A 23,555-nucleotide genomic window follows, 5' to 3' on the forward strand; every position below is an offset into this window, starting at 1 on the left:
CGACGGAAGGCGGATGCCGCAGCATCCGCCTTCCGCACCACTCCGGTTCTGTGACTCAGGAGGCGAGCACCTCGTCGAGCAGCTCGCCGGCCTTGTCCTCGTCGATCTTCTCGGCGAGCGCCAGCTCCGACACGAGGATCTGACGAGCCTTGGCCAGCATCCGCTTCTCGCCGGCGGAGAGCCCGCGGTCCTGGTCGCGGCGCCACAGGTCGCGCACGACCTCGCTCACCTTGATGACATCGCCCGAGGCGAGCTTCTCGAGATTCGCCTTGTACCGGCGCGACCAGTTGGTCGGCTCTTCGGTGAACGGCGCACGCAGCACCTCGAAGACGTGGTCGAGGCCCTCCTTGCCGATCACGTCACGAACGCCGACGAGGTCGACATTCTCGGCCGGGACCTCGATGATCAGATCGCCCTGGGTGACGTTGAGCTTGAGATACTTCTTGGTCTCCCCCTTGATCACGCGTTCCTTGACCTCGATGATCGTCGCGGCCCCATGGTGCGGATAGACGACGGTTTCGCCAACCTCAAAAAGCATAAAAACGTGTCCTTTCGGCAATCTCCAGGATACCACAGCGGATATGCACTAAGGTTCGCGCCGATGCCGGTCGCGGTGCGCGCGCCCGCACCCACTAGACTGAGCCAGGACACCCGTCGCACCTCAGGAGGACCCGTGAACTCGCGCCTTGCTGCGTCCGCCACCCGCCGTCTCGCCGCCGTCGCCGCTCTCGGCGCCGCGGTGGCTCTCGGCACCACCGGATGCACCTTCATCACCCATCAGGCGACGACCAACGAGTATCCCGCCTCCGACGGCGTGAACGTCGAGTCGACCGGTGGTCCTGTGGTCGTGCGCAACGCGTTCATCGTCGCCACCGCGGACGGCAGCGAGGGCAACCTCGTCGCCGCGCTGGTCAACGAGAGCGATGCGGCGGCGACGCTCACCATCGACGTGGAGGGCGAGCAGCTGCGCGTGCGCGTGCCTGCCGGCGAGTCCCTCAGCCTGGGCGGCGCGGATCAGCCTCTTCTGATCGACGCGCTCGACGTGCAGCCCGGCGCGACCGCCGAGATGCTGTTCCTCTCGGGCGATGAGGATGCCGAGCCGGTGCAGGTGCCCGTGCTCGACGGTACGCTGCCGTACTACAGCGACCTGGTGCCGGGCGGGTTCACGCCTGCGCCCGAGCCTGTCGAGAGCGAGAGCACGGAGTCCTCCCACTGACGCGTCCGTCAGTCTGACCTGAACGAGGCCGGCCCATCGGGCCGGCCTCTTCTCGTCCGATCACCCCTCGAAGCGATAGCCGAGGCCCCGCACCGTGACCAGCATCACCGGTTCGGAGGGGTTCTGCTCGATGCGCGAGCGGATGCGCTTGATGTGGACGTCGAGGGTCTTCGTGTCGCCGAAGTAGTCGCTGCCCCACACCCGGTCGATGAGCTGGCCGCGGGTCAGCACCCGTCCTGCGTTGCGCATCAGCACCTCGAGGAGCTCGAACTCCTTCAACGGCATGTTGATCTCCGCGCCGTCCACGGCGACGGTATGGCGATCGATGTCGAGCGTGACCCGCCCGCCCTCGAGCACTCGCTCGTCGAGCTCGGTCTCCGCCTGCACGACGCGCCGCAGCACGGCGCGCATGCGCGCGAGCAGCTCGCGCGAGGAGTACGGCTTGGTGACGTAGTCGTCGGCGCCGAGCTCGAGACCCACGACGATGTCGACCTCGGAGTCCTTCGCCGTGAGCATGATGATCGGCGCCGCCGATGACTGCCGGATCTGCCGGCACACCTCGGTACCCGGCATGCCGGGCAGCATGAGATCGAGCAGCACGATGTCGGCGCCGCGCTCGCGGAACGCGCTCAGTGCACCCGGGCCGTCCTCGGCGATCTCCACCTCGTAGCCTTCGCGGCGCAGCAGATACGCCAGCGGGTCGGCGAGGTCGGGCTCGTCTTCGACGAGAAGGATGCGGGTCATGCCGTCTCTCCGTTTCGAACGCGCGCCTCGCCCTTGCCGGCCTTCCGCGCGCGCTTCTTCTTGTGCTTCTTCTTGCCGCCGGTGTCCGGCGCGTCGATGCGCGGCAGCCGGATGGTGAAGGTCGAGCCCCGACCCGGCCTCGACCACAGCCGTACTTCGCCGCCGTGTCGCTGCGTCGCGTGCTTGACGATCGACAGACCGAGCCCGGTGCCGCCGGTGCGTCGGGAGCGTGCCTCGTCCGCGCGATAGAAGCGCTCGAAGATGCGCTCGCGGTCGGCTTCGGAGATGCCGATGCCCTGATCGGTCACGGCGATCTCGACGACGTCCGCGTCGGCGCTGACCCCGATCCCGACCTTCGACCCCTTGGGCGAGTAGACGATCGCGTTCGCGATGAGGTTGCCCACCGCCTCGGCGAGGATCTGCGAGTCGCCCTGCACCCACACGCCGCGGTCGCCGCCGCGACTGAGCTCGACGCCGGCGGAGTCCGCCTGCACGGCGTGCGCCTCGATGGAGGATGCGACGACCTCGTCGATCGCGACCGGTGCGACATCCGAGAGGCTCTCCGCCGCCTGCAGACGCGAGAGGCTCATGATCCGCCCGGTCAGCTGACCCAGCCGCGACGCCTCGGCCGAGATCCGCGAGGCGAAAAGGCGCACCTGCTGGGGGTCGTCGGCGGCGGATTCGATGGCCTCGGCGAGCAGGCTGACCGCTCCCACCGGAGTCTTCAGCTCGTGACTGGTGTTGGCGACGAAGTCGTTGCGCATCTGATCGAGACGCTCGCGCTCGGTCACATCGCGGATGATGAGCAGCGTCAGTCGTGTCCCCACGGCACTGGCGCGCGCCGAGACGAGGCGCGGATCGAGGGTGCGCCCGCCCGCGAGACGCAACGTCTCGGTCGCGCTGACGTTCGTCGAGCGGACGTGTCGCACGAGTTGGCGGAGCTCGGTGTTCTCGAGCACGGCCCCGGTCTCGATGCCGAACCGGGCGGCCGCCTTCGAGACCGCCACGACGAGGCCCGACGCGTCCATCACGCACGCGGCATCGTCCATGCCGGCCAGTACGTCGTCGACACCGGCCGGGATGGCGGTCGACGTCTCCTCGGCGTACTTCGCCCTGGCACGGTACGCCCAGGAGAGCAGCACGGTGAACCCGGTGCCGATCACCGCTCCGACGATGAGCGCGATCAGCGCGAGCTGGGGCGATGGCATGCCTCCAGAGTAGGGCCCGTTCCGGGGCTCTCCGCGCCGGGGCCCGCCGCCTCGCGGACGGGGAGATTAGTATTCACGTTCCGGGCACCGTTCGTTAACCTTCGACGAACACAATCGGCTCTGGCTCGCGCCAGCGCGTGCCCGAACGGCTCGCAGTGCGCCGAGCCCCCGACGAAAGGTTGCGCCGATGCGCGAAGTGTTCCACCAGTCCCTCGAGGATCTTCAGGCGCGCCTCGCCGAGATCTCCGACCTCGTCACCGTCGCCATCGAGAAGGCGACGACCGCGTTCGCGGAGAGCGACGTGGCGCTGGCGGAAGAGGTCATCGCCGACGACGCCAAGATCGACGAGCTCGCCGTCTCCCTCGACGAGCAGGCGATCGAGATCCTCGCCCGCCAGCAGCCGGTCGCCCGCGACCTGCGCATCGTGATCACGGCACTGCGCGTGAGTGCCTCGCTGGAGCGGATGGGAGACATGGCCGAGCACATCGCTCAGCTCGCCAGGCTTCGCTTCCCCGAGCGCGCCGTCCCCAAGGGCCTGAAGGGCACCTTCCGCCGGATGGGCGAACTCGACGTCGACATCTCGCGCACCCTCGGCGAGCTGCTGCGCACGCAGGACCTGCGTTTCGCCGATGCGATCCGCAACGCGGACGACGACGTCGACGAGCTGCACGCCCGGGTCTTCGAGAAGGTGCTCAGCGACAACTGGAAGGGCGAGGCCACCGCGACCGTCGACGCCACGCTCGCCAGCCGCTACCACGAGCGCTTCGCCGATCATGCCGTGGCCGTCGCGAAGAAGGTCGTCTACCTCGCCACCGGTGACTGGGCGATCGAGGAGGAGGACATCGCCCTCGCCGTCGAGCAGCAGGAGCTCGGACACGCCTGACATACGGTGAAGGCCGGATGCCGATCAGCATCCGGCCTTCAGCTCGTCGAACTACTTCTTGCCCTGCGCGGCGACCGCGGCGGCACCGGCGGCGGCGGCCTCCGGGTCGAGGTAGCGCCCGGGCTCGGTCGGCACGTTGTCGTCGTCGAGTTCGTAGACCAGCGGGATCCCGGTGGGGATGTTGAGCCCGGCGATCTCGTCGTCGCCGATGCCCTCGAGGTGCTTCACCAGTCCGCGCAGCGAGTTGCCGTGCGCGGTGACGAGCACCGTCTTGCCCGACTCGAGATCGGGGACGATCGCGCTCTCCCAGTAGGGCAGCAGCCGGTCGATCACGAGCTTGAGCGACTCGGTGCGCGGCACGTCGCCATCGATGCCCGCGTAGCGCGGATCGTTCACCTGGCTGAATTCGCTGCGGTCATCGAGCACCGGCGGCGGCACGTCGAACGAACGACGCCACAGCTGGAACTGCTCGGGGCCGAACTCCTCGAGCGTCTGCGCCTTGTCCTTGCCCTGCAGAGCACCGTAGTGCCGCTCGTTGAGCCGCCACGAGCGCGTCACCGGGATCCACAGCCGGTCCGCGGCGTCGAGCGCGATGTTCGCGGTCTGGATCGCACGGCTCAGCAGCGACGTGTGCAGCACATCGGGCAGCAGGCCCGATTCGGCGAGCAGCTCACCACCGCGACGGGCTTCGGCCTTGCCCTGCTCGGTGAGGCGGACATCGACCCAGCCGGTGAAGAGGTTCAGCTGGTTCCACTCGCTCTGGCCGTGCCGAAGGAGGATCAGGGTGCGCGTCATGCTGTCAGCCTATCTTTTTCTGTTCCTGAGGTCGGGCTCCGTGACCTTGTCGGCGCGGGGCGGACCACGCGCGCCGGTGAGCAGCGGAGGGTGAAGGGGTGTCGGAGAATGGGGTGATGAGCGCACCGGTCGGACAGCCCACTCGGGGGACGACGGGCACGAACCGGTTGCGGCGGAACGACCGGTGGATCGCGGTGTCCGAAGCGTTCCGGAAGGCGGCCGATCCGCTCGTGATCGACCTGGGGTACGGCGCCAGCGGAGTGACGGCGTTCGAGCTGGCCGACCGCCTGCGACGAGTCCGCGCGGATGCCGAGGTGCTCGGCCTCGAACTCGATCCCGAGCGCGTGGCGTCCGCGCGCCGGCAGCTCGACGACGTGCGCGCAGGGCGGACCCCCTTCCCGCCCGACCTGCGGGTGTCGTTCGCGCGCGGCGGCTTCGAGGTGCCGCTGCCCGGTGGCCGAAGGCCCGCGGTGATCAGGGCGATGAACGTGCTGCGGCAATACGACGAGGCCGACGTCGCGGACGCCTGGACCCGGATGACGTCACGGCTCGCGCCAGACGGGATGCTCGTCGAGGGCACCTGCGACGAGATCGGCCGCGTCTGCTCGTGGATCGACGTCGCCCCGGGCGGCGTGCCCGTCCGCTTCACGATCTCCCTGCGCCTGACCGGGCTCGAGCGCCCCGGCATCGTCGCAGAGCGCCTGCCGAAGGCGCTCATCCATCGCAACGTTCCCGGCGAGCGCGTGCACGACCTGCTGATCGCCCTCGATCGGGAGTGGGATCGCGCCGCGGCCCTGTCGACCTTCGGCCCCGGTCAGCGCTTCGTCGCGGCGGTCGGGGCGCTGCGCGACCAGGGCGTGCCGATCATCGGCCGTGCCGCACGCTGGCGCCTCGGCGAGCTCACCGTCCCCTGGCAGACGGTCGCGCCGCAGGCGTGAACTCGCGGTTCGCGTCGGCAGCAGCCGTACGGGGCTGAGGGGTCACGTCACGTCGCCTCGGGGCCCGCCCACGCGGCGTTTCATGACCCCTCAGCACAGGAGATGGCCCCTCAAAACGCGAAGATGTGCAGACGTCGGCGGGTGGGAGCGGCGGGCGGATCAGCGCGGGTCGCGCGGGTCGGGCGCGACCGGACGCCGCGACAGTCGGGTGAGACGCGGCACGCCGGCGGTCGCCCCGGCGTCCGCCGGCACGATCACCTGCTGCGCGGCGGCGATGTCGACGCCCTGCGAGCGCACCACGAGATCGCCGTCCGGCGCGCGACGCGACAGGATCGCCAGCGCGATCGGACCGTCCTCGTGGTGCAGCGCGACCGACGTGATCGTGCCGACCTCCGCATCGCCCGAGAGCACCGCGTCCCCCGGCACGGGCAGCACCGTGTCGGAGCCGTCCAGCTGCAGTGCGGCGATACGGCGGGGCGGATGCCCGAGGTTGTGCACCTTCGCCACCGTCTCCTGCCCGCGATAGCACCCCTTGTCCAGGTGCACGGCACTGCGGATCCAGTCGGTCTCGTGCGGGATCGAGCGCTCATCGACCTCGCGCGACCAGCGCGGGCGCCAGGCCGCGATCCGCAGCGCCTCGGCGGCGAGGGCGCCGGCGAACGGGCCCGTCAGCTGCGCGGACGAGTCGACGACCGCGATGCACCAGGCGTAGTCCGACGCCGGATGCTGCGCGACCGCGGCGTACTGGTGGCCGCCCGGGGCCACGCTCCGCCACGGGTCCCGCCAGACGAGCGGAACGCCGTTCGGCGCAGCCGCCGGCACGCGCTCCTCGGCAGCGCCTCCTGCGAAGAAGCCCGCGAGAGCGGCATCCGTGTGCACCGTCACGGTCACCCGCGATCGGAAGACCATGCGCTTCAGCCACGTGGCGAGCGGGTCTGCGTCGTCGGAGTCGGCGATCAGCCACGCGGAGGTGCCGTCCTCGAAGACGCCCGCCGCGTGCTCCACGCGACCCTGCGGATCGAGCACGAGGAGCTCGGTGCTCTCGCCCGCCGCGAGCCGTGCGACGGACTGCGAGGTGATCGAGTCGAGCCACGTGAGCCGGTCCTCGCCGGCGACCTCGATCAGCGTGCGGTCGCCGACCGGCACGACCGCCTCCCCCGCGGCGAGCAGGCGCTGCTCGATCATCGGGTTCCCGAAATGCGCGACGATCTCGCCGTCGAGAACCGCACCGGGCAGGGAGGCGAACTCGGTCATCTCAGACCTTGGCCAGTCGAGCGGAGGCGTGCGACTTCAACGGCTCCCCCAGGGCGGTGATGTCCCAGGCCCACAGCAGGTGCCCCTCGACGAGCCCGTACATGCGGCTCGCGGCACTGTAGTCCTTGGCGCCCGCGATGCGCACGACGGCATCCGTCGCGATGTCGATGCGCGGGCCGGCGATGCGGCCGAGATACAGCTCGAGGGTGCCGTCGGAATGCGCGATCGACGCTTCGAGGGGGAATCCGTCCGGCGTGCGCAGCGCCTCGACGTCGTGCACCGTGCGCGGCGCGGCCGTCTCGGTCGGCGGCAGCAGGGCGGGGCCGGGGTCGGCATCCGTGTGCCGGCGCGCGAGGCGCCAGAAGCCGGTCTCGGCGAGAAGCGGGACGGGTGCGTCCTCACCCTCGATCCCCAGGAAGGAGGCCGTCGCCGCATAGTTCAGGAACGGGCCGCCGTCATGGCTGAAGCTCACGCGGTGCGAGAACTCCCCCTGGAAGCGGCGGTCTCCGGCGGTGTACTCGATGACTCCGGTGCCCTCCCACACGCCCAGCAACCACGACAGCGGCGCGAGCTCTGCGGGAAGGTCGGTCGGCAGCTCGATCACGACGTCCGTCGGATCAGCGCTGGCCGCGGAACAGGTTGACGAGCACGACGCCGGAGACGAAGGCGATCGCGAGGCTCGCAAGGCCGAGCAGGCCGAGGTAGAACAATTCGAGCGCGACGAGGTCCATGTGCACCAGTCTAGTCGATGGCGGTGGCGAGGGTCAGACCGCGGACGCGAGGGCGGCCAGCCCCAGCGCGATCGAGACGAGCCCCATGAGAAGCAGCGACCCCATCACGCTGGCCGCGATCCGCACGATGAATCCGGATGCTCGCCCGTAGGCGAGCTGCACGGCGAAGGACGCAAGCACGATCACGCCGAAGGCGATCAGCAGCCAGCCGATGCGCACGTCCTCGGGCAGCAGCACCGCCAGCAGGACCGCCGTGACCAGCGACGCGATCCACACCGCAATGACGCCGTGGAAGGCATTGCGCGGAGCGAGAGCCGGTTCAGACATGGGGCCATCGTACTTGGAGCCGGCCGACATCGAGCGGAGCCGCCCGGTCACCGCCACTAGCATGGTCGCGTGGTCCTGGTGCTGGCACTCACCCCGGCTCCCGATGCGGAGCCGGTGCTTCCCGCGCTGGAACTGCTGCCGCACAGCGTGCGCCGGCATCCGCTCGATCCCGGCCATCTGCTCTCCCTCCCCGAGGCCGACGTGCTCCTCGTCGACGCCCGCACCGACCTCGTCGCGGCCAAGAGCGCCTGCCGGCTGCTGCGCACGGCGGCCACCGAGCAGCCGGTGCTGCTGGTGACGACGGAGGGCGGCCTGAGCGCGGTCGCCGCCGACTGGGGCTTCGCCGACGTCGTGCTGACCGGAGCCGGTCCCGCCGAGATCGACGCACGGATCCGACTCGCACTCACCCGCGCCGGCGACGGCGAGCCCGCCCACGTGCAGGCGTCCGGCATCACGATCGACGAGCAGTCCTATTCGGCGAAGCTGCACGGGCGGCCGCTGGATCTCACCTACAAGGAGTTCCAGCTGCTGCACTTCCTCGCCACGCACCCGTCCCGCGTGTTCACACGCGAGCAGCTGCTGAGCGACGTGTGGGGGTACGACTACTTCGGCGGCACCCGCACCGTCGACGTGCACGTGCGGCGGCTGCGCGCCAAGCTCGGCGAGGCCGAGCAGATCATCGGCACGGTGCGCAACGTCGGATACCGGTTCAACCTCTACGACGATGAGCGGCCGCAGGAGGACTGAGTTCACGCATTCGTCACCCCGCGATGCAAGGATGTACCCCATGATCGAACGCGAACTGGTCGACGCCGGATTGGGTGACGCCGAAGACGACGATTTCGACGCCCTCGCGGCCCCGGACGCGATGCTGCCCGATCACCGCTATCACGACCGCGAACTGAGTTGGCTGGCGTTCAACAAACGCGTGCTGGAGCTCGCCGAGGACCCGACGCTGCCGGAGCTCGAGCGCGCGAACTTCCTGGCCATCTTCGCCAGCAACCTCGATGAGTTCTTCATGGTGCGCGTCGCCGGCCTCAAGCGCCGCATCCTCACCGGGCTCGCGGTTCCGACCAACGTCGGCAGAGCCGCCACCGATGTGCTGGCCGACATCTCCCGCGACGCGCACGCACTGCAGATGCGCCACGCAGCGGCGTGGAACGATCAGGTCAGGCCGGCCCTGGCCGACGCCGGCATCGAGATCACCGAGTGGTCGGATCTGACGGATGCCGAGCGCGGGGCGCTCACCGAGTACTTCGGCACGCAGGTGTTCCCGGTGCTCATGCCGCTCGCCGTCGACCCGGCGCATCCGTTCCCCTACATCTCGGGCCTGTCACTGAACCTCGCGATCCGCATCCGCAACGCGCGCACCGGGCGCCAGGAGTTCGCCCGGCTCAAGGTGCCGCCGATGCTCCCCCGGTTCGTGCAGGTGCCGGGCGAGAGCGAGATCCTGCGCTTCATCCGGCTCGAGGAGCTCATCGCCAACCACCTCGAAGACCTCTTCCCCGGTATGGAGGTGCTCGACCACCACGCCTTCCGCCTCACCCGCAATGAGGACGTGGAGATCGAGGAGGACGAGTCGGAGAACCTCATCCAGGCACTCGAGGCCGAGCTGCTGCGGCGCCGGTTCGGTCCGCCGATCCGCCTCGAGATCACCGAGGACATGGACGACGTCACCCTCGAGCTGCTGCTGAAGGAACTCGACATCACCGATCAGGAGGTGTACCGCCTGCCGGGGCCGCTCGATCTGCGCGGGCTCTTCGACCTCTCGCGCATCGATCGCCCCGACCTCCGCTACCCGCCGCACCTGCCCACCACCGCCGTGGCGTTCCAGCCGGGTGACAGCAACGAGCGCCCCGACGTGTTCAAGGCGATCGGCAAGGCCGACGTGCTCGTGCACCACCCGTACGAATCCTTCGCCACGAGCGTGCAGGCCTTCCTCGAGCAGGCGGCCCGCGACCCGCATGTGCTCGCCATCAAGCAGACGCTGTACCGCACGTCCGGCGACAGCCCCATCGTGCAGGCGCTGATCGACGCCGCAGAGGCGGGCAAGCAGGTCCTCGCCCTGGTCGAGGTCAAGGCCCGCTTCGACGAGGCCAACAACATCGTCTGGGCGCGCAAGCTCGAGAAGGCCGGCGTGCACGTGGTGTACGGCCTGGTCGGCCTGAAGACCCACTGCAAGCTGGCGCTGGTCATCCGCGAGGAGGACGGCGTGCTGCGTCACTACTCGCACGTCGGCACCGGCAACTACAACCCCAAGACCAGCCGCATCTACGAGGACTTCGGACTGTTCACCGCCGACCCGCTCGTCGGCCGCGACCTCACCCGGCTGTTCAACGAGCTCAGCGGCTACGCCATCGAGAAGAAGTTCAAGCGCCTGCTGGTCGCCCCGCTGCACCTGCGCAAGGGTCTGCTGCGGCACATCGATCGCGAGCGCAAGAACGCCGAGGCCGGGCGGCCCGCGCGCATCCGCATCAAGGTCAACTCCATGGTCGACGAACAGATCATCGATGCGCTGTACCGCGCGAGCATGGCCGGCGTGAAGGTGGAGGTGTGGGTGCGCGGCATCTGCAGCCTGCGCGTCGACCTGCCCGGTGTGAGTGACAACATCACGGTGCGCAGCATCTTGGGCCGGTACCTGGAGCACTCCCGCATCTTCGCGTTCGAGGCGGACGGCGACCCGGTCGTCTACATCGGCAGCGCCGACATGATGCACCGCAACCTCGACCGCCGCGTCGAGGCGCTGGTGCGGGTCTCCGACCCGAACCACGTTCAGGAGCTGCTGTCCTTCTTCGACGAGGCGATGGACGACCGCACCACCTCCTGGCATCTCGGCGACGAAGGGGTGTGGACGCGGCATTCCGAGGACGAGAACGGCGAGCCGCTCAGCGACCTGCAGGATCGCACCATGTCGGCCGTGCAGCGCCGCCGTCGCAAGCGAACGGTCCGATGAGCGACACCGCGGTCTACGCGGCGGGAGCGGTGGTCTGGCGGCTCATCGACGACAAGCTGCGCGTGCTGCTCATCCACCGCACCAAGTACCGTGACGTCACCCTGCCCAAGGGCAAGGTGGATCCCGGCGAGATGCTCGCCCAGACCGCCGTGCGCGAGGTGCGCGAGGAGACCGGCATCCGCGTCACGCTCGGCGCGCCGGTGGGCATCAGCAGGTACTGGATGCGGCCGAAACGGCAGAAGGTCGTGCACTATTGGGCGGCCGAGGCCACCGATGATGCGATCCGCGCCTCGACCTTCGTGCCGAATGGAGAGATCGCCGCGATCGAGTGGGTGAGCCTGAAGAAGGCCCGCAAGCGACTGAGTTACCCGGTCGACGTCGAGATCGTGGAGGCGTTCGCGAGGCTCGTGGACGACGGCGTGCTGCACACGTTCCCCCTGGTCGTGCTGCGTCACGGTAAAGCCGTCGGGCGCGCCGACTGGGACGGCGAGGATGCCGCGCGTCCGCTGACCGAGCGCGGCCTGCGGCAGGCGAAGGCGATCACCGCTCCGCTGCGCGCGTTCGGCGTACGCCGCATCGTCACCAGCGATGCCGTGCGCTGCGTGCAGACCGTGGCGCCGCTGGAGAAGAAGCTCGGCCGCACCGCGAAGCAGACCCGGAAGATCAGCCAGCAGGCGTGGGAGGACGACACGGCCGACATCCGCTCGGTGATCGGCCGCCGCATCCGGTCCCGCAAGCCCGCGGTGCTCTGCAGCCACGGGCCGGTGCTGCCGGCCATCGTGTCGGAGATCGCCCTCGCGACGGGCACGCTGCACGGCTCCTACGTCGACAGCGCCGGTGCGCTGGAGGTCGGGGGCTTCTCGGTCGTGCACCTCTCCGCGACGAACCCCGGCTCCGGCATCATCTCGATCGAGACGCACGAGCCCAAGATCTAGTACCCACGCCCCCTCGGACCGGCGCCGGCGCGCCCCGGCTCGGCGCATTCACCGTCCGCGATCCGTTCACCTTCCGTTCACCCGCGGGGGAGAGTCTCGTTAACCGGCACTCCTAACGTCACTGTGTGCCCTGCACCGGGCCGCACACATCCCCGATCGAACGGATCCACAGTGAAGATCACCCGCATCGCTCGTATCAGCGCCGTCGGCGCCGTCGCTGCCCTCGCACTCGCCGGCTGCGCCGCGAACGAGGCCCCGGCTCAGGCCGGCTCCGATGACACCGTCGCCTCCACGCTCGAAGGCACCCTGAAGGCGACCGGCGCGTCGTCGCAGGGCGCCGCGCAGGAGGCATGGGTCGCCGCATTCCAGACCGCCAATCCCGACGTGACCATCAACTACGAGCCCACCGGTTCGGGTACCGGACGCGAGAACTTCATCGCCGGCGCCAGCGACTTCATCGGCTCGGACCGCGCGTTCAAGACCGACGAGTTCGCCGACGGCTTCCAGACCTGCGCGTCGGACGCCATCGTCGAGGTGCCGCTGTACATCTCGCCGGTCGCCGTGGCGTTCAACCTCGAGGGCGTCGACGAGCTCAACCTCGACGCCGAGACGATCGCCGGCATCTTCGCGGGCACGATCACCACGTGGAACGACCCGGCGATCGCCGAGCAGAACGAAGGCGTCGCGCTGCCCGACCTGGCGATCTCGCCCGTGCACCGCTCGGACGACTCCGGAACCACCGAGACCTTCACCGCGTACCTGAACGCGACCGCCCCTGACGTGTGGACGAACGAGGCCGACGGCGTGTGGCCGATCCAGGGTGGCGAGGCGGCCCAGGGCACCTCCGGTGTCGTGCAGGCGATCAAGGCCGGCAACGGCGCCATCGGCTATGCCGACGCGTCGCAGACCACCGGTCTGGGCCAGGTCAAGGTGGGCGTCGACGGCGAGTACGTGGCGTACTCCGCCGAGGCTGCCGCCGCGCTCGTCGAGGCCTCGCCGCTGGAGGAGGGTCGCGGCGACGCCGACCTGGTCTTCGACGTCGACCCCGCCGCCGCTCCGGCCGGCTCGTACCCGATCGCCCTGGTCAGCTACCTGATCGCCTGCGAGCAGTACGAGGACGAGAACACCGCCGCCCTCGTCAAGGCGTACTTCGAGTACATGGCCGGCGAGGAGGGCCAGCAGACCGCCGCCGACAACGCCGGCAGCGCGCCGATCTCGGAGGGCCTGCGTGAAAAGGTCCTCGCCGCCATCGACACGATCAAGGTCGGCTGACATCACGCCGTCCTGACTCCGATGCCCTCGCGTCCGATCCGGCGCGAGGGCATCGGAGGGTCAGCCCCGCATCCCGCATCCACCCGAAATCGGAGATCATGAGCACGATGACCACCACGGCGCCACCCGACGCTCCCGCGCCGCCCGTCTCTCGTCCGGCGCCGATCAAGGCGAAGCAGCGACTCGGTGACCGCCTCTTCTCCGGCACCGCGCTCGGCGCGGGGATCATCATCCTCCTCGTTCTCGCGGCGGTCGCCACGTTCCTCATCGTGCAGAGCGTGCCGGCCTTCGCGCCGGACACCACCGACAACCACATCCTCGAGGGGCGCTCGTTCTGGGAGTACGTGGGCCCGCTGGCCTTCGGCACCGTGTGGGCATCGTTCATCGCCCTGCTCATCGCCACACCCATCTCCATCGGCATCGCGCTGTTCATCTCGCACTACGCGCCGCGCCGCCTCGCCGGCGTGCTCGGCTACATCATCGACCTGCTCGCCGCTGTGCCGTCGGTCGTGTTCGGCCTCTGGGGCGGTTTGGTACTCGCTCCCCTGCTGCAGCCGGTGTACGCCTGGCTGAACGCCAATGCGGGGTGGATCCCGATCTTCGGCGGCCAGGTGTCGTCGACCGGGAAGACGATCATGACGGCATCGCTCGTGCTCGCGGTCATGGTCATCCCGATCATGACGGCGATCTGCCGCGAGGTCTTCCTGCAGACGCCGAAGCTGCACGAGGAGGCCGCGCTCGCACTGGGGGCCACCCGTTGGGAGATGGTGCGCATGGCCGTGCTGCCGTTCGCGCGCGGCGGCATGGTCTCGGCCATCATGCTCGCCCTGGGACGCGCGCTCGGCGAGACCATGGCGGTGACCATGGTGCTCTCCCCCGCCGCCGTGTACAGCTTCCTGGTGCTCACCGCGACCAACCCGACGCCGATTCCGGCCAACATCGCCCTCGCGTTCCCCGAGGCGCACGACACCGGCGTGAACACGCTCATCGCCACCGGTCTGATCCTGTTCATCGTGACCTTCGCGGTCAACGCCGTGGCGCGCTGGATCGTCGCCCGCCGCGCCGAGTTCTCTGGAGCGAACTGACATGACCACGATCACCGCCCCCGCACGCAGCGCGACGCTCACCACGGGCCGTCTGGCGCGCTGGGCTCCCTGGGCCCTGCTGGGAGCATCCCTGGTCTGCTCCTTCGCCGTCTTCGCCGTGATGGCCGTCGGCGGCGAGCTCGCCGACTTCAACATCGCCGGCGCCGTGATCGTCGGGGTGCTGGCCTACATGGTGCTGATCACCGTGCTCTCGTCGATCGCGGAGAGCCGGCGCAAGGCCGTCGACCGTCTGATGACCGCCCTCGTATCGACCGCGTTCACCATCGCCCTGCTGCCGCTGATCTCGCTGCTGTGGACCGTCGTCTCCAACGGCATCCTGCGTTTCGACGCCGAGTTCTTCAGCTACTCGATGCGCAACGTCGTCGGCGAGGGCGGCGGCATCGTGCACGCCATCTGGGGCACGGTGCTGATCACCCTGATGGCCACGCTGATCGCGGTGCCCGTCGGCCTGATGACCTCGATCTACCTGGTCGAATACGGCCGCGGCCGGATCGCGAAGGGCATCACCTTCTTCGTCGACGTGATGACCGGCATCCCCTCCATCGTCGCCGGTCTGTTCATCTACTCGGTGTTCGCGCTGTTCGTGCGCCCCGGCATCTCGATGGGCTTCATGGGCGCACTGGCGCTGGCCGTGCTCATGGTCCCGGTCGTCGTCCGAGGCAGCGAGGAGCTGCTGCGCATCGTGCCCAACGAGCTGCGCGAGGCGGCGTACGCCCTCGGCGTGCCGAAGTGGCTCACCATCCTCAAGGTCGTGCTACCCACCTCCATCGCCGGGATCACGACCTCTGTCATGCTCGCGATCGCCCGCGTCATCGGCGAGACGGCTCCGCTGCTGCTCACCGCGGGTTTCACCGCGAGCCTGAACACGAACCTGTTCAACGGTCAGATGATGACGCTGCCGGTGTTCGCCTACAACTCCTACATGAACCAGGGCACCGCCGCCGACGCCTCCGTGGCGCGCGCCTGGGCCGCCGCGCTCACGCTGATCCTCATCGTCATGCTGCTGAACCTCTTCGCGCGGCTGATCGCCAAGTGGTTCGCCCCCAAGACCGCCGGCCGCTGAGCCGCATCCGACCCGAAGGAACCCCGGAATGTCCAAGAGCATCGAAGTCAACGACCTCAACGTCTACTACGGCGACTTCCTCGCCGTCGAGGGCGTGTCCCTCGAGATCCAGCCGCGCACCGTGACGGCGTTCATCGGCCCGTCCGGATGCGGCAAGTCCACGTTCCTGCGCACGCTCAACCGCATGCACGAGGTGATCCCCGGTGCCCGCGTCGAGGGTGAGGTGCTGCTCGACGGCAAGGACCTCTACGGCCCCGGCGTCGACCCGGTGCTGGTGCGCCGCCAGGTGGGCATGGTGTTCCAGCGCCCGAACCCGTTCCCGACGATGTCGATCAAGGAGAACGTGCTCGCCGGGGTCAAGCTGAACAACGGCAAGATGTCGCGGAGCGACCAGGATGCGCTGGTCGAGCGCTCGCTCAGGGGCGCGAACCTGTGGAACGAGGTCAAGGACCGCCTCGACAAGCCCGGGTCCGGGCTGTCGGGCGGCCAACAGCAGCGTCTGTGCATCGCGCGCGCCATCGCCGTCTCGCCCGAGGTGATCCTCATGGACGAGCCGTGCTCTGCGCTCGACCCGATCTCCACCTACGCGATCGAGGAGCTCATCGGCGAACTGAAGAACGAGTACACCGTCGTGATCGTGACGCACAACATGCAGCAGGCCTCGCGGGTGTCCGACAAGACCGCCTTCTTCAACATCGCCGGCACCGGCAAGCCGGGCAACCTCATCGAGTACGACGACACCAGGACGATCTTCACCACGCCGTCGGTGCAGGCGACCGAGGACTACGTCTCGGGCCGCTTCGGGTGATCCGGCGCTGACCCGCTCAGCTCACCCGGCGCGCAGACACAGCCGGAACAGGGAAGGCCCCCACGGAACCGCTCGGATTCCGCGGGGGCCTTCTGGCGCGGGTCCTCAGGCCCCGGGCAGCGTGTCGGTGATCTGGTCGGCAGGGGGCGCTTCGACGGTGACATCCTCGCCCCAGTTGCTGAACTCCATGTTCATCGCGGTGCCCGCGATGTCCATCACGAGTCGGCGGGGAAGGTCGTCGGGTCCGACGAACATCTCGTACTCGATGGTGTCGCCGATGTCGGCGCCCTCCGGCACCTCGGTCTTCTGCGCCTCGAACAGCTTCTCGGTATCGAGCGTGAGCGTGTACTTCGTGGTCTCGACGCCGTCGATCGTCTCGGCGCCCTCCTCGGCCTTGAAGTCCTTGAGCGCCGTCTTGAACGCCTCCAGCTGCTGGCCGATGTTCGCCTGGCCGACGGAGGAGTTCAGCTGCTCCACCATCGGGTTGCTGCCGTCCTTCGGCGCCTGATAGAACTTGCCGCCGGTGACCTCGCCCATGTTCAGGTAGAGCTCGCCGTCGACCATGCGCATCTCGATGCCGCCGGCCATGGTCATGGTCATCTTGACCTTCGACGGGTCCTCGTCGACGACGAGATCGCCGCTGGTCTCGATCTTCTGCCCCTGCACGTCCATCGTCTGCACGAAGTGCGACGATCCCGCTTCGTACTGGGCGTCGTTGATCCGCTGGACGAAGTCGTCAGCCGTCATCGTGCCCGATGCCGTCTCGGTCTGGCTCTGCCCGCCCTTGTCGGTGCCGGTCGTGTCGTTTCCCCCCGTGCCGCAGGCGGTCAGACCCAGTCCTGCGACGAGAGCGATGGTCGTGGTCGCGAGTGCGCGTTTCCAGAGTGTGCTCATAAGAAAATCCTATGGGAGACACAGCGGCGCGACGGCGCGCGACCATGGGCAGAGATCCCCACCTGCGGCGGCGATCAGCGCGGTGAGAGCAGGTATCGGTTGATGTTTGCCGTCAGCGCAGGGTCCGTCGCGACCGGCGTGCCGTCGACCGCGGTGATCGGCACCGCCAGGCGGACGCTCGAGACCAGCCACGCGGCGTCTGCCGTGGTCAGTGCGGATGCCGCGATGGTGGCGTACTCGCATGCGAAGCCCTGCGCCTCGAGATGCTCGTACACGCTCAGCTGGGTGGTGCCGTGCAGGATGCCGGCGGACGGCGCCGTCGTGATGAACCGGCCACCGAACCGCAGGATCAGCGAAGCGGTCGGCGCTTCGAGCACGAAGCCGTCGCTGGTGACGAAGATGGCGTCCTCGGCGCCTCGCCGCTTGGCCTCGCGAAGGGCGGCCATGTTCACGGCATACGACAAGGTCTTCGCCCCCAGCAGCAGCCAGGGGGCTCGCTCTCCCGCGCCAAGATCGTAACCGCGATCGAGCGTCACGACGCGCACGCCGTCGTGCCGGACGGCGGTGAAGTCGGCGGCGGATGCGGCGGTGACCCAGGCGGTCGGCGTCGGTCCGTGCTCCACCCCGCGACTCAGGATCAGCTTGATGACCGCCTCGCCCGGCGGGCATTCGGATGCCGCGACGACGATCGCCTGCCGCCACTGGGCGAGGTTCGGCGCGGGAAGGTCGCACAGCCGCGCGGAGTGAGCGAGCCGACGCAGGTGCGGCTCGAGCTCCTGCGCGTGCCCGTCGACCACCCCGATCGATTCGAACACGCCGTCGCCGCGCTGGGTGCTGAGCTCACCGACGCTGAGCGCGGGTGCCGATGCGTCGACGACGGTGAAGGTGTCGGAGAACTCGTCGCGCTCGTCTTCGGCGTCAGCGGGCACGATCATCAGGGCGAGACGCAGTGACATGCAACGAGCTTAGAGCTCCCGGGAATATCTCCGCGTGCGACGCGTTACACTTGATCGGCCGGGCCGCATAACCCCGGGCTCCAACTTCTGCCGCTGCGAGCGGCCTTCCGCCGAGAGGCGTTCTTGCGGCCCGGTCTTTCTCTGTCCGGGCGAGCGGGCGCGGACGAAACTCAGGTGAGCACGCCGATCCGCCACGCCGCTGCCGAGTCGGACAGGTCCGACGCGTATCCGCTCAGCCGCAACGCGCGGCGGGTGAAGTCGCTCGCCCGCTGCGGCTCGGTGGTCTCGTAGTCGTCGGCGAGGTGCGTGGCCCCCGATGCCTGCACGCGGCAGTATGCCGCCGCGCGATCGAGCGCGATCGCGAAGTCCCCCTGGAACACCCCGCGCAGAATGGTGTCGACCAGTGCCACGAGCTCTTCCGGACTCGCCGGTGCGGGTGCCCCCGCGATGACCGCGTCCGCGGTCTGCAGCTCGACCCGCCCCCGCTCGTAGAGCAGCGCGGTGGTCACCCCGTCATCGCGGATCGCCAGCTGCAGCAGGTACAGCCGCCACAGCGCACCGGGCAGCGAGCGCGCCGGAGAATGCGACCACAGCTCGGCGATCTCATCGATGCCGTGCTCGGCGGCGAACGCGATCAGTCGTTCGGTCGTCTCACCGGATGCATCCTTGCGCGCCCTCTCGAGCAGTGCGGAGGCGGTCGCATGCGCGATGCGCGACTGCTCGGCCGGGTCTGTGGCGCCGACGATGTTGTCGAACGTCGCGGGCGGGCGGCGGACGGGGCGATGGAAGTGTTCAGGCACCCGATCCAGGGTACGCCGATGTCACGCAGTGGGGATGACGATGATCGGATCGCTGGTCGGCATGCCCGTGGGAGAACCACCCGCGGGCTCGACGGTCACCGCGATCACGTCGCCGGCGCGCATCCGCCCTTCGAGCAGCGCCGTGGCGTCGCCGCCCTCGGGACGGAAAGTGCCGGCCGCCACCGGCGCGTCACCGCGAACGAACCAGAGCTCATAGGTCTTCTTCTCATCGAGGTCGTCGAGACCGTCGGCGACCAGCACCACGCTGCCGAGCGTCTCCGACCAGTGCGCGGTCGCCTCGCCGCCGGCGGGCAGCTCGATGCTCGCCTGCTCGGCATCATCGGCGGAACGGATCCGCTCGAGCGCCGACACCGCCTCCGGCTGCAGAAGCTGCGGGATGACGATCGCGGCGCCGACACCGAGGCCGACCAGGAGCACGAAGCTCGCGGCGAGGGCGAAGAATCGCCGGCTCCAGTGTCCGCGTGCGGCATCGTCCACGGGGCCGCGCGGAAGCGCCGCCGCCGGCGCAGCATCTCCGGATTCGGATGTGGGGAGCGTCGCGGGCCCGTCCGACGCGGCGCGATCCGTCGCGGCGGGATCCGTTGCGGCGCGATCCGTCGCGGCAGGCGTCGCGTCGGCCGCCTCTCCGGCGATCGCCGCCAGCAGTCGATCGCGCACCGCAGGCGGCGGTGCGACCGGAGTCAGCGCCTCGCTCAGAGCCGCCGCAGTCTCCTCGTCGGCAGCCATCTGATCGCTCCACTCGGGGTGCGCGGAGAGCGCGTGCTGGAAACGCTGCTCGTCAGCGTCCGACAGCGCGCGCAGCGCGTGGCCTGCGGCGAGTTCAGCGAACTCGTCCCTGTTCATGCGATCACCCCCAGTTCCGTGCGCAGTCTCGAGAGCCCGTCTCTCATCCTCGTCTTGATCGTCCCCAGCGGCGTTCCCACCAGCGCCGCGATCTCGCTCTGGCTGTACCCGCCGTAATACGCGAGGACGAGTGCTTCCTGCTGGGCTTCCGGCAGGGTGGCGAGCGCCGCCACCACTCTGTCCCCCTCCATCCGCGATTCCACCACCTCGGCGACGAGATCACGATCGGTGTCGAGGTCCCGCACGCCGATCCGGTTGTCACGGTCGGCGCTCGCCTGCGACGACCTCACACGGTCGACGGCCCGGCGATGCGCGATCGTCAGCACCCAGGATCGTCCCTGCCCCTTGTTCGGAGCGAAGCGCCCTGCGGATTGCCAGATCTCCAGAAAGACCTCCTGCAGCACCTCCTCGCTCTGCGAGCGGTTCACCAGCACCCTGAGGATGAGGGCGAAGACCCGCGGGGAGAGCATGTCGTACAGCTCCGCGAAGGCGTGCTGGTCGCCATCCGATACGCGAACGAGGAGGTCGGCGGCGAGATCTCCCGCCGAGCCGTCCTCCGGCACGTCCACGCCGTCGATGACCATCTCCACAAGCATGCCGCATCCTTCCCGTGTTGCGCGCCGCGCCTCACCCGAAGGTGAACGAGTACACCGGCACGCCTGGTGAGATCTCGAGGGTGAGCTTCCCGTCGCGCGGCTCGCCGTCGATCCGTTCGTACGATCGCGGAGTGCCGTCGACGGCGATCCCTGATCCGCCTTCCGTCGCTGATGCTTCGGCTCTGAGGTGCCGATCGGATTGGATGCGGTCGATGTCGGACGATGTCCAATCCGATCCGGACGGTGTCCCGAACAACCGACGACGCCGCGGGAAGTCCGCGGCTCCGAATCCCGGAGGTTGACATGCTCAGCACCAAGAAGAAGATCACCGCAGCTCTGACGCTCGGTTTCGCCGGCGTCCTCGTGCTGGCGGGTTGCACGATGAGTTCCGAGCCGGACTCGGCATCCGACGAGCCCATGGCGCCCGAGACGTCCGAGACGACGGAGGACGCGCCCGAGACGATGGACCCGGCGGCGAACCTCGTCGGCCCCGGCTGCGAGGCGTACGCCGAGCAGGTCCCGGACGGCGCGGGCTCCATCCAGGGCATGTCCCAGGACCCGGTCGCCGTGGCGGCGTCCAACAACCCGATGCTGACCACCCTCGTGTCGGCGGTCAGCGGAGAGCTGAACCCCGACGTGAACCTCGTCGACACGCTGAACGGCGACGAGTTCACGGTGTTCGCGCCGGTCGACGACGCTTTCGGCAAGATCGACCCGGCCACCATCGAGGGTCTCAAGACCGACGCCGACACCCTGTCGTCGATCCTGACCTACCACGTGGTCCCCGGCCAGATCGAGCCGGCTGACATCGCCGGGATGCACACGACGGTTCAGGGCGCTGAGCTGGAGGTCACCGGTTCCGGTGACATGTGGATGGTCAACGACGCCAACGTCATCTGCGGCGGCGTGCAGACCGCCAACGCGACGGTGTACCTCATCGACACGGTGCTGATGCCCCCGGCTCAGTGACCTCTCGGCGGATCGACCCTGGGGAGGGCCGACCCGCCGGAGGACCGTGGCGCCGACCCTGGGGAGGGCGCGCGCACCGGGGCAAGAACGCGCTCGTCGGATGCTCCGACGGGCGCGTTCGGCGTTGCGGCGTCATCGATGCGGCGCGTGAGCCCGGCTAGGATGGATCAGTCAGGCCTTCGGCCTCGACGGGCCTCTAGCTCAGTTGGCAGAGCATCGGACTTTTAATCCGCGGGTCGTGGGTTCGAGCCCCACGGGGCCCACCCGGGATCCTTCACGGGTCGCGCACCGAGAGGTCAGACGTGAAGTCCCCTTGACCGCTGCGCGGACCGTGCCCGCACCAGCTGCACGATCCATTCGACGAGCAGCCACAGCCAGGCGCCGAGCCAGATCGCTGCGCACACCGCGAAAAACGACATCGACAGAGATTCACCCTCGCCGGTGGAACTGCGGCCGATCAACACGGTGAACGCCGAGCCGAACCGCCCGTCGTCACCGCCGTCGACGAGGAAGAAGGCGGCGGCGAGCACGCCGGCCGAGGTGAGCCAGGCGGCGATCACGCCGCGCCGGCGGGCGGTCGTTCGCTGGAAAACGCCGCGCTGGCGCAGCAGCGCATTCGCCGCGATCACGACCTGCACCGCGTAGCCGATCAGCAGCAGCGGGCTGCTCCAGATCGCCAGCACCATCATCCAGCCGGGAAACACCGTGAGCTTCAACAGCACGGCCAGCAGCGGCAGGATGATCAGCGCGAGGCCGGCGAGGGTCGCGGTCGTCCGCGCGTTCGCTGTCGTCATGCCGTCGATTGTGGCACCTATCACGCGTGGCCGCGCCTGGCCAGCCCCTGCAGTTCAGCGGATGCGAAGCGCATCCTGACAGCGTCCCCCATCCCTCACGGAAAGGATCGAATCGTGACGAGCATCTCTGAGGCCAAGGTCGCCTTCCTGGCGACGAACGGATTCGAGGACAGCGAACTGACCAGCCCGTGGCAGGCGATCACCGGGGCTGGAGCGACGGCCACGATGGTCTCGCCGGCATCCGACGAGATCACCGGGAAGAACGGCCACGTGCAGGCCGTCGACGTCCCCGTCGCCGACGCCTCCGCCGACGACTTCGATGCTCTCGTGCTGCCCGGCGGCGTGGTGAACGCCGACCACCTGCGGATGGACGGCCCCTCCGCGGGTTTCGCCCGCGCCTTCTTCGAGCAGAGCAAGCCGGTGGGCGTGATCTGCCACGGAGCCTGGATTCTGATCGAGGCCGGTGTGGTCGAAGGCCGCACGATGACGAGCTACCCCAGCCTCGCCACCGACCTGCGCAACGCCGGAGCCGCCTGGGTCGATGAGGAGGTGGTGGTCGATGCCGGGCTGGTGTCGAGCCGCAAGCCGGACGACCTGCCCGCCTTCAACACGAAGCTGATCGAGGAGATCGGCGAGGGAAAGCACCGCGCCCAGCACGCCTGACGCAAGACCGAGACACCGCGCGCGGGCTGCTACGCACTCCGCGCGCGGTGTCTTCGCACCGCATCCCGGTTCGCGCATCGCACCGAGCAGTAGCGCTGGCGGCCATTGCGCGTGACGTCCACGATCACCCGGCGGCACGGCGCGGCGTGACATCTGCCGAGCCGGTGCGCCCCTCGGCCGGTCAGGTGCAGGGCGGTGCCCACGCTGATCACAGCCTCCAGCACGGACGGCAGCGACGTCGTCGCGTCACGGTAGTGCAGGTGCCACCCCTCGCCGTCGTGGTCGACCATCTGCGGGTAGGCGGCTGCGGCCGCCATCTGGCTGTTCAGCAGCACAGCGCGCGTCGCGGCATCGGGTGCGTCGACGACGCTCAGCCACGCGTCGATCACGGCACGGGATCGCGCGTGATCGCCCGGGTCCTCGGCGAACTCCATCGTCATGCCGAAGTCACGGGTGCGCTGTTCAACCCCCGTACGGTCGGCGGGCCAGTCGTTCGCCAGCGAGGCGGCCATGATCACGGCGTACTCACCGTAAGGGTTGAGGTGCATAAGAGCATTACATCATCGTGGATGGCATGACCGCACCGTCGACTCTTCCCCTTGATGTCATCGCGACTCCCGTGGCGCACGAGCACGCCTGGATCGTCGACTCCGCCCATCGCACCTCCGAGGGCGAGATCCTCTACGTGCACTGCACGGGCTGCCCCGCCCGTCGCGTTGACCTGCGCAGCGCCCCGTGGTCACCGCCGCAGGAGGTGAGCCGCCCGACCCGGTACTGAGTCGCACG

At 69.1% G+C, this 23,555-nt stretch carries 27 protein-coding genes and 1 tRNA gene; 14 read left to right on the top strand and 14 right to left on the bottom strand.

Annotation, left to right across the window (positions count from 1 at the left end):
* Positions 1-55: 55 nt before the first annotated feature.
* Positions 56-538 carry a CarD family transcriptional regulator gene (locus ACFWH5_RS00240; RefSeq protein WP_378830470.1) on the bottom strand — a complete coding sequence of 161 codons (483 nt, stop codon included), beginning with the start codon at positions 536-538 and terminating at the stop codon, positions 56-58.
* 135 nt (positions 539-673) lie between these two features.
* Here ACFWH5_RS00240 and ACFWH5_RS00245 point away from each other — a divergent pair, with 135 nt between their 5' ends.
* Positions 674-1,216, top strand: a complete 543-nt coding sequence (locus ACFWH5_RS00245) for a DNA modification methylase (protein ID WP_378830472.1) — start codon at positions 674-676, stop codon at positions 1,214-1,216.
* A gap of 60 nt (positions 1,217-1,276) precedes the next feature.
* On the opposite strand, the gene ACFWH5_RS00250 is transcribed toward ACFWH5_RS00245, so the two are convergent.
* Positions 1,277-1,960 carry a response regulator gene (locus tag ACFWH5_RS00250; protein ID WP_378830473.1) on the bottom strand — a complete coding sequence of 228 codons (684 nt, stop codon included), beginning with the start codon at positions 1,958-1,960 and terminating at the stop codon, positions 1,277-1,279.
* Positions 1,957-3,168, bottom strand: a complete 1,212-nt coding sequence (locus tag ACFWH5_RS00255; protein ID WP_378830475.1) for a sensor histidine kinase — start codon at positions 3,166-3,168, stop codon at positions 1,957-1,959. The genes ACFWH5_RS00250 and ACFWH5_RS00255 overlap by 4 nt, the downstream gene beginning before the upstream one ends.
* 187 nt (positions 3,169-3,355) lie before the next feature.
* Here ACFWH5_RS00255 and phoU point away from each other — a divergent pair, with 187 nt between their 5' ends.
* Positions 3,356-4,051, top strand: coding sequence for a phosphate signaling complex protein PhoU (phoU, locus tag ACFWH5_RS00260; RefSeq protein WP_378830478.1), 696 nt, complete (start codon positions 3,356-3,358; stop codon positions 4,049-4,051).
* Between the two features lie 51 nt (positions 4,052-4,102).
* Here phoU and ACFWH5_RS00265 read toward each other — a convergent pair whose 3' ends face one another.
* Entirely contained in the window at positions 4,103-4,846 is a 744-nt protein-coding gene (locus ACFWH5_RS00265) for a phosphoglyceromutase (protein WP_378830480.1), read from the bottom strand.
* Positions 4,847-4,962: 116 nt separating this feature from the next.
* Here ACFWH5_RS00265 and ACFWH5_RS00270 point away from each other — a divergent pair, with 116 nt between their 5' ends.
* A complete protein-coding gene (locus ACFWH5_RS00270) occupies positions 4,963-5,784 on the top strand; it encodes a class I SAM-dependent methyltransferase (RefSeq protein WP_378830482.1) in 822 nt (273 codons plus the stop codon).
* A gap of 159 nt (positions 5,785-5,943) precedes the next feature.
* On the opposite strand, the gene ACFWH5_RS00275 is transcribed toward ACFWH5_RS00270, so the two are convergent.
* The 3 genes from ACFWH5_RS00275 to ACFWH5_RS00285 form a co-directional block, all read right to left on the bottom strand.
* Positions 5,944-7,038, bottom strand: a complete 1,095-nt coding sequence (locus tag ACFWH5_RS00275) for a YgfZ/GcvT domain-containing protein (protein WP_378830483.1) — start codon at positions 7,036-7,038, stop codon at positions 5,944-5,946.
* A gap of 1 nt (position 7,039) precedes the next feature.
* The gene (locus tag ACFWH5_RS00280) at positions 7,040-7,642 is read right to left on the bottom strand and encodes an FABP family protein (protein WP_378830486.1); all 603 of its coding nucleotides are present in this window, start codon (positions 7,640-7,642) and stop codon (positions 7,040-7,042) included.
* A 160-nt stretch (positions 7,643-7,802) separates the two neighbouring features.
* Positions 7,803-8,096, bottom strand: coding sequence for a hypothetical protein (locus ACFWH5_RS00285; protein WP_378830488.1), 294 nt, complete (start codon positions 8,094-8,096; stop codon positions 7,803-7,805).
* A gap of 69 nt (positions 8,097-8,165) precedes the next feature.
* Here ACFWH5_RS00285 and ACFWH5_RS00290 point away from each other — a divergent pair, with 69 nt between their 5' ends.
* The 7 genes from ACFWH5_RS00290 (at position 8,166) to pstB (ending at position 16,233) form a co-directional block, all read left to right on the top strand.
* Positions 8,166-8,843, top strand: a complete 678-nt coding sequence (locus ACFWH5_RS00290; protein ID WP_378830490.1) for a DNA-binding response regulator — start codon at positions 8,166-8,168, stop codon at positions 8,841-8,843.
* A gap of 40 nt (positions 8,844-8,883) precedes the next feature.
* Positions 8,884-11,049 carry an RNA degradosome polyphosphate kinase gene (locus ACFWH5_RS00295; RefSeq protein ID WP_378830492.1) on the top strand — a complete coding sequence of 722 codons (2,166 nt, stop codon included), beginning with the start codon at positions 8,884-8,886 and terminating at the stop codon, positions 11,047-11,049.
* Positions 11,046-11,984: an NUDIX domain-containing protein gene (locus ACFWH5_RS00300; protein WP_378830495.1), complete on the top strand. Its 939-nt coding sequence runs from the start codon at positions 11,046-11,048 to the stop codon at positions 11,982-11,984. Before ACFWH5_RS00295 ends, ACFWH5_RS00300 begins: the two co-directional genes overlap by 4 nt.
* Before the next feature lie 171 nt (positions 11,985-12,155).
* The gene (gene pstS, locus ACFWH5_RS00305; protein WP_378830497.1) at positions 12,156-13,256 is read left to right on the top strand and encodes a phosphate ABC transporter substrate-binding protein PstS; all 1,101 of its coding nucleotides are present in this window, start codon (positions 12,156-12,158) and stop codon (positions 13,254-13,256) included.
* A 107-nt stretch (positions 13,257-13,363) separates the two neighbouring features.
* Entirely contained in the window at positions 13,364-14,341 is a 978-nt protein-coding gene (gene pstC / locus ACFWH5_RS00310; RefSeq protein ID WP_378830499.1) for a phosphate ABC transporter permease subunit PstC, read from the top strand.
* Between the two features lies 1 nt (position 14,342).
* Entirely contained in the window at positions 14,343-15,425 is a 1,083-nt protein-coding gene (gene pstA, locus ACFWH5_RS00315) for a phosphate ABC transporter permease PstA (protein ID WP_378830501.1), read from the top strand.
* Between the two features lie 28 nt (positions 15,426-15,453).
* The gene (pstB, locus tag ACFWH5_RS00320) at positions 15,454-16,233 is read left to right on the top strand and encodes a phosphate ABC transporter ATP-binding protein PstB (RefSeq protein ID WP_378830503.1); all 780 of its coding nucleotides are present in this window, start codon (positions 15,454-15,456) and stop codon (positions 16,231-16,233) included.
* Positions 16,234-16,338: 105 nt separating this feature from the next.
* Here pstB and ACFWH5_RS00325 read toward each other — a convergent pair whose 3' ends face one another.
* The 5 genes from ACFWH5_RS00325 to sigK form a co-directional block, all read right to left on the bottom strand.
* On the bottom strand, positions 16,339-17,127 hold the full coding sequence (locus ACFWH5_RS00325; RefSeq protein ID WP_378830505.1) for a DUF6612 family protein: 789 nt from the start codon (positions 17,125-17,127) through the stop codon (positions 16,339-16,341).
* A gap of 74 nt (positions 17,128-17,201) precedes the next feature.
* Positions 17,202-18,083: an aminodeoxychorismate lyase gene (locus ACFWH5_RS00330; RefSeq protein WP_378830507.1), complete on the bottom strand. Its 882-nt coding sequence runs from the start codon at positions 18,081-18,083 to the stop codon at positions 17,202-17,204.
* A 170-nt stretch (positions 18,084-18,253) separates the two neighbouring features.
* Positions 18,254-18,892 (bottom strand): DNA-directed RNA polymerase subunit beta, encoded by a 639-nt coding sequence (locus tag ACFWH5_RS00335; protein WP_378833489.1) that lies wholly within the window; start codon positions 18,890-18,892, stop codon positions 18,254-18,256.
* Between the two features lie 12 nt (positions 18,893-18,904).
* The gene (locus ACFWH5_RS00340) at positions 18,905-19,747 is read right to left on the bottom strand and encodes an anti-sigma factor domain-containing protein (protein ID WP_378830509.1); all 843 of its coding nucleotides are present in this window, start codon (positions 19,745-19,747) and stop codon (positions 18,905-18,907) included.
* Positions 19,744-20,343 carry an ECF RNA polymerase sigma factor SigK gene (gene sigK, locus ACFWH5_RS00345; protein ID WP_378830511.1) on the bottom strand — a complete coding sequence of 200 codons (600 nt, stop codon included), beginning with the start codon at positions 20,341-20,343 and terminating at the stop codon, positions 19,744-19,746. Before sigK ends, ACFWH5_RS00340 begins: the two co-directional genes overlap by 4 nt.
* A gap of 303 nt (positions 20,344-20,646) precedes the next feature.
* Here sigK and ACFWH5_RS00350 point away from each other — a divergent pair, with 303 nt between their 5' ends.
* Positions 20,647-21,312: a fasciclin domain-containing protein gene (locus ACFWH5_RS00350; protein WP_378830513.1), complete on the top strand. Its 666-nt coding sequence runs from the start codon at positions 20,647-20,649 to the stop codon at positions 21,310-21,312.
* 190 nt (positions 21,313-21,502) lie between these two features.
* Positions 21,503-21,575: transfer RNA gene (locus ACFWH5_RS00355), tRNA-Lys, on the top strand.
* A 33-nt stretch (positions 21,576-21,608) separates the two neighbouring features.
* Here ACFWH5_RS00355 and ACFWH5_RS00360 read toward each other — a convergent pair.
* Complete coding sequence (locus ACFWH5_RS00360) at positions 21,609-22,106, bottom strand: hypothetical protein (RefSeq protein WP_378830514.1); 498 nt, start codon at positions 22,104-22,106, stop codon at positions 21,609-21,611.
* A gap of 114 nt (positions 22,107-22,220) precedes the next feature.
* Between ACFWH5_RS00360 and ACFWH5_RS00365 the strand changes: the two genes are divergently transcribed.
* Complete coding sequence (locus ACFWH5_RS00365) at positions 22,221-22,769, top strand: type 1 glutamine amidotransferase domain-containing protein (protein WP_378830517.1); 549 nt, start codon at positions 22,221-22,223, stop codon at positions 22,767-22,769.
* 29 nt (positions 22,770-22,798) lie between these two features.
* Here the strand turns inward: ACFWH5_RS00365 and ACFWH5_RS00370 are convergent, their stop codons facing one another.
* The gene (locus tag ACFWH5_RS00370; protein ID WP_378830519.1) at positions 22,799-23,317 is read right to left on the bottom strand and encodes a CGNR zinc finger domain-containing protein; all 519 of its coding nucleotides are present in this window, start codon (positions 23,315-23,317) and stop codon (positions 22,799-22,801) included.
* 26 nt (positions 23,318-23,343) lie between these two features.
* Here ACFWH5_RS00370 and ACFWH5_RS00375 point away from each other — a divergent pair, with 26 nt between their 5' ends.
* Positions 23,344-23,547 carry a hypothetical protein gene (locus ACFWH5_RS00375; protein WP_378830521.1) on the top strand — a complete coding sequence of 68 codons (204 nt, stop codon included), beginning with the start codon at positions 23,344-23,346 and terminating at the stop codon, positions 23,545-23,547.
* Positions 23,548-23,555: the final 8 nt, after the last annotated feature.

The organism is Microbacterium sp. NPDC058345 (assembly GCF_042723855.1).
GTDB lineage: Bacteria > Actinomycetota > Actinomycetes > Actinomycetales > Microbacteriaceae > Microbacterium.

Bases quoted from the DNA above. Each gene is read 5' to 3' on its own strand.
- ACFWH5_RS00240 (WP_378830470.1), bottom strand. From the start codon at position 538: ATGCTTTTTGAGGTTGGCGAAACCGTCGTCTATCCGCACCATGGGGCC.
- ACFWH5_RS00250 (WP_378830473.1), bottom strand. From the start codon at position 1,960: ATGACCCGCATCCTTCTCGTCGAAGACGAGCCCGACCTCGCCGACCCG.
- ACFWH5_RS00255 (WP_378830475.1), bottom strand. From the start codon at position 3,168: ATGCCATCGCCCCAGCTCGCGCTGATCGCGCTCATCGTCGGAGCGGTG.
- phoU (WP_378830478.1), top strand. From the start codon at position 3,356: ATGCGCGAAGTGTTCCACCAGTCCCTCGAGGATCTTCAGGCGCGCCTC.
- ACFWH5_RS00265 (WP_378830480.1), bottom strand. From the start codon at position 4,846: ATGACGCGCACCCTGATCCTCCTTCGGCACGGCCAGAGCGAGTGGAAC.
- ACFWH5_RS00270 (WP_378830482.1), top strand. From the start codon at position 4,963: ATGAGCGCACCGGTCGGACAGCCCACTCGGGGGACGACGGGCACGAAC.
- ACFWH5_RS00275 (WP_378830483.1), bottom strand. From the start codon at position 7,038: ATGACCGAGTTCGCCTCCCTGCCCGGTGCGGTTCTCGACGGCGAGATC.
- ACFWH5_RS00285 (WP_378830488.1), bottom strand. From the start codon at position 8,096: ATGTCTGAACCGGCTCTCGCTCCGCGCAATGCCTTCCACGGCGTCATT.
- ACFWH5_RS00295 (WP_378830492.1), top strand. From the start codon at position 8,884: ATGATCGAACGCGAACTGGTCGACGCCGGATTGGGTGACGCCGAAGAC.
- ACFWH5_RS00300 (WP_378830495.1), top strand. From the start codon at position 11,046: ATGAGCGACACCGCGGTCTACGCGGCGGGAGCGGTGGTCTGGCGGCTC.
- pstC (WP_378830499.1), top strand. From the start codon at position 13,364: ATGACCACCACGGCGCCACCCGACGCTCCCGCGCCGCCCGTCTCTCGT.
- pstA (WP_378830501.1), top strand. From the start codon at position 14,343: ATGACCACGATCACCGCCCCCGCACGCAGCGCGACGCTCACCACGGGC.
- pstB (WP_378830503.1), top strand. From the start codon at position 15,454: ATGTCCAAGAGCATCGAAGTCAACGACCTCAACGTCTACTACGGCGAC.
- ACFWH5_RS00325 (WP_378830505.1), bottom strand. From the start codon at position 17,127: ATGAGCACACTCTGGAAACGCGCACTCGCGACCACGACCATCGCTCTC.
- ACFWH5_RS00330 (WP_378830507.1), bottom strand. From the start codon at position 18,083: ATGTCACTGCGTCTCGCCCTGATGATCGTGCCCGCTGACGCCGAAGAC.
- ACFWH5_RS00340 (WP_378830509.1), bottom strand. From the start codon at position 19,747: ATGAACAGGGACGAGTTCGCTGAACTCGCCGCAGGCCACGCGCTGCGC.
- sigK (WP_378830511.1), bottom strand. From the start codon at position 20,343: ATGCTTGTGGAGATGGTCATCGACGGCGTGGACGTGCCGGAGGACGGC.
- ACFWH5_RS00350 (WP_378830513.1), top strand. From the start codon at position 20,647: ATGCTCAGCACCAAGAAGAAGATCACCGCAGCTCTGACGCTCGGTTTC.
- ACFWH5_RS00360 (WP_378830514.1), bottom strand. From the start codon at position 22,106: ATGACGACAGCGAACGCGCGGACGACCGCGACCCTCGCCGGCCTCGCG.
- ACFWH5_RS00370 (WP_378830519.1), bottom strand. From the start codon at position 23,317: ATGCACCTCAACCCTTACGGTGAGTACGCCGTGATCATGGCCGCCTCG.
- ACFWH5_RS00375 (WP_378830521.1), top strand. From the start codon at position 23,344: ATGACCGCACCGTCGACTCTTCCCCTTGATGTCATCGCGACTCCCGTG.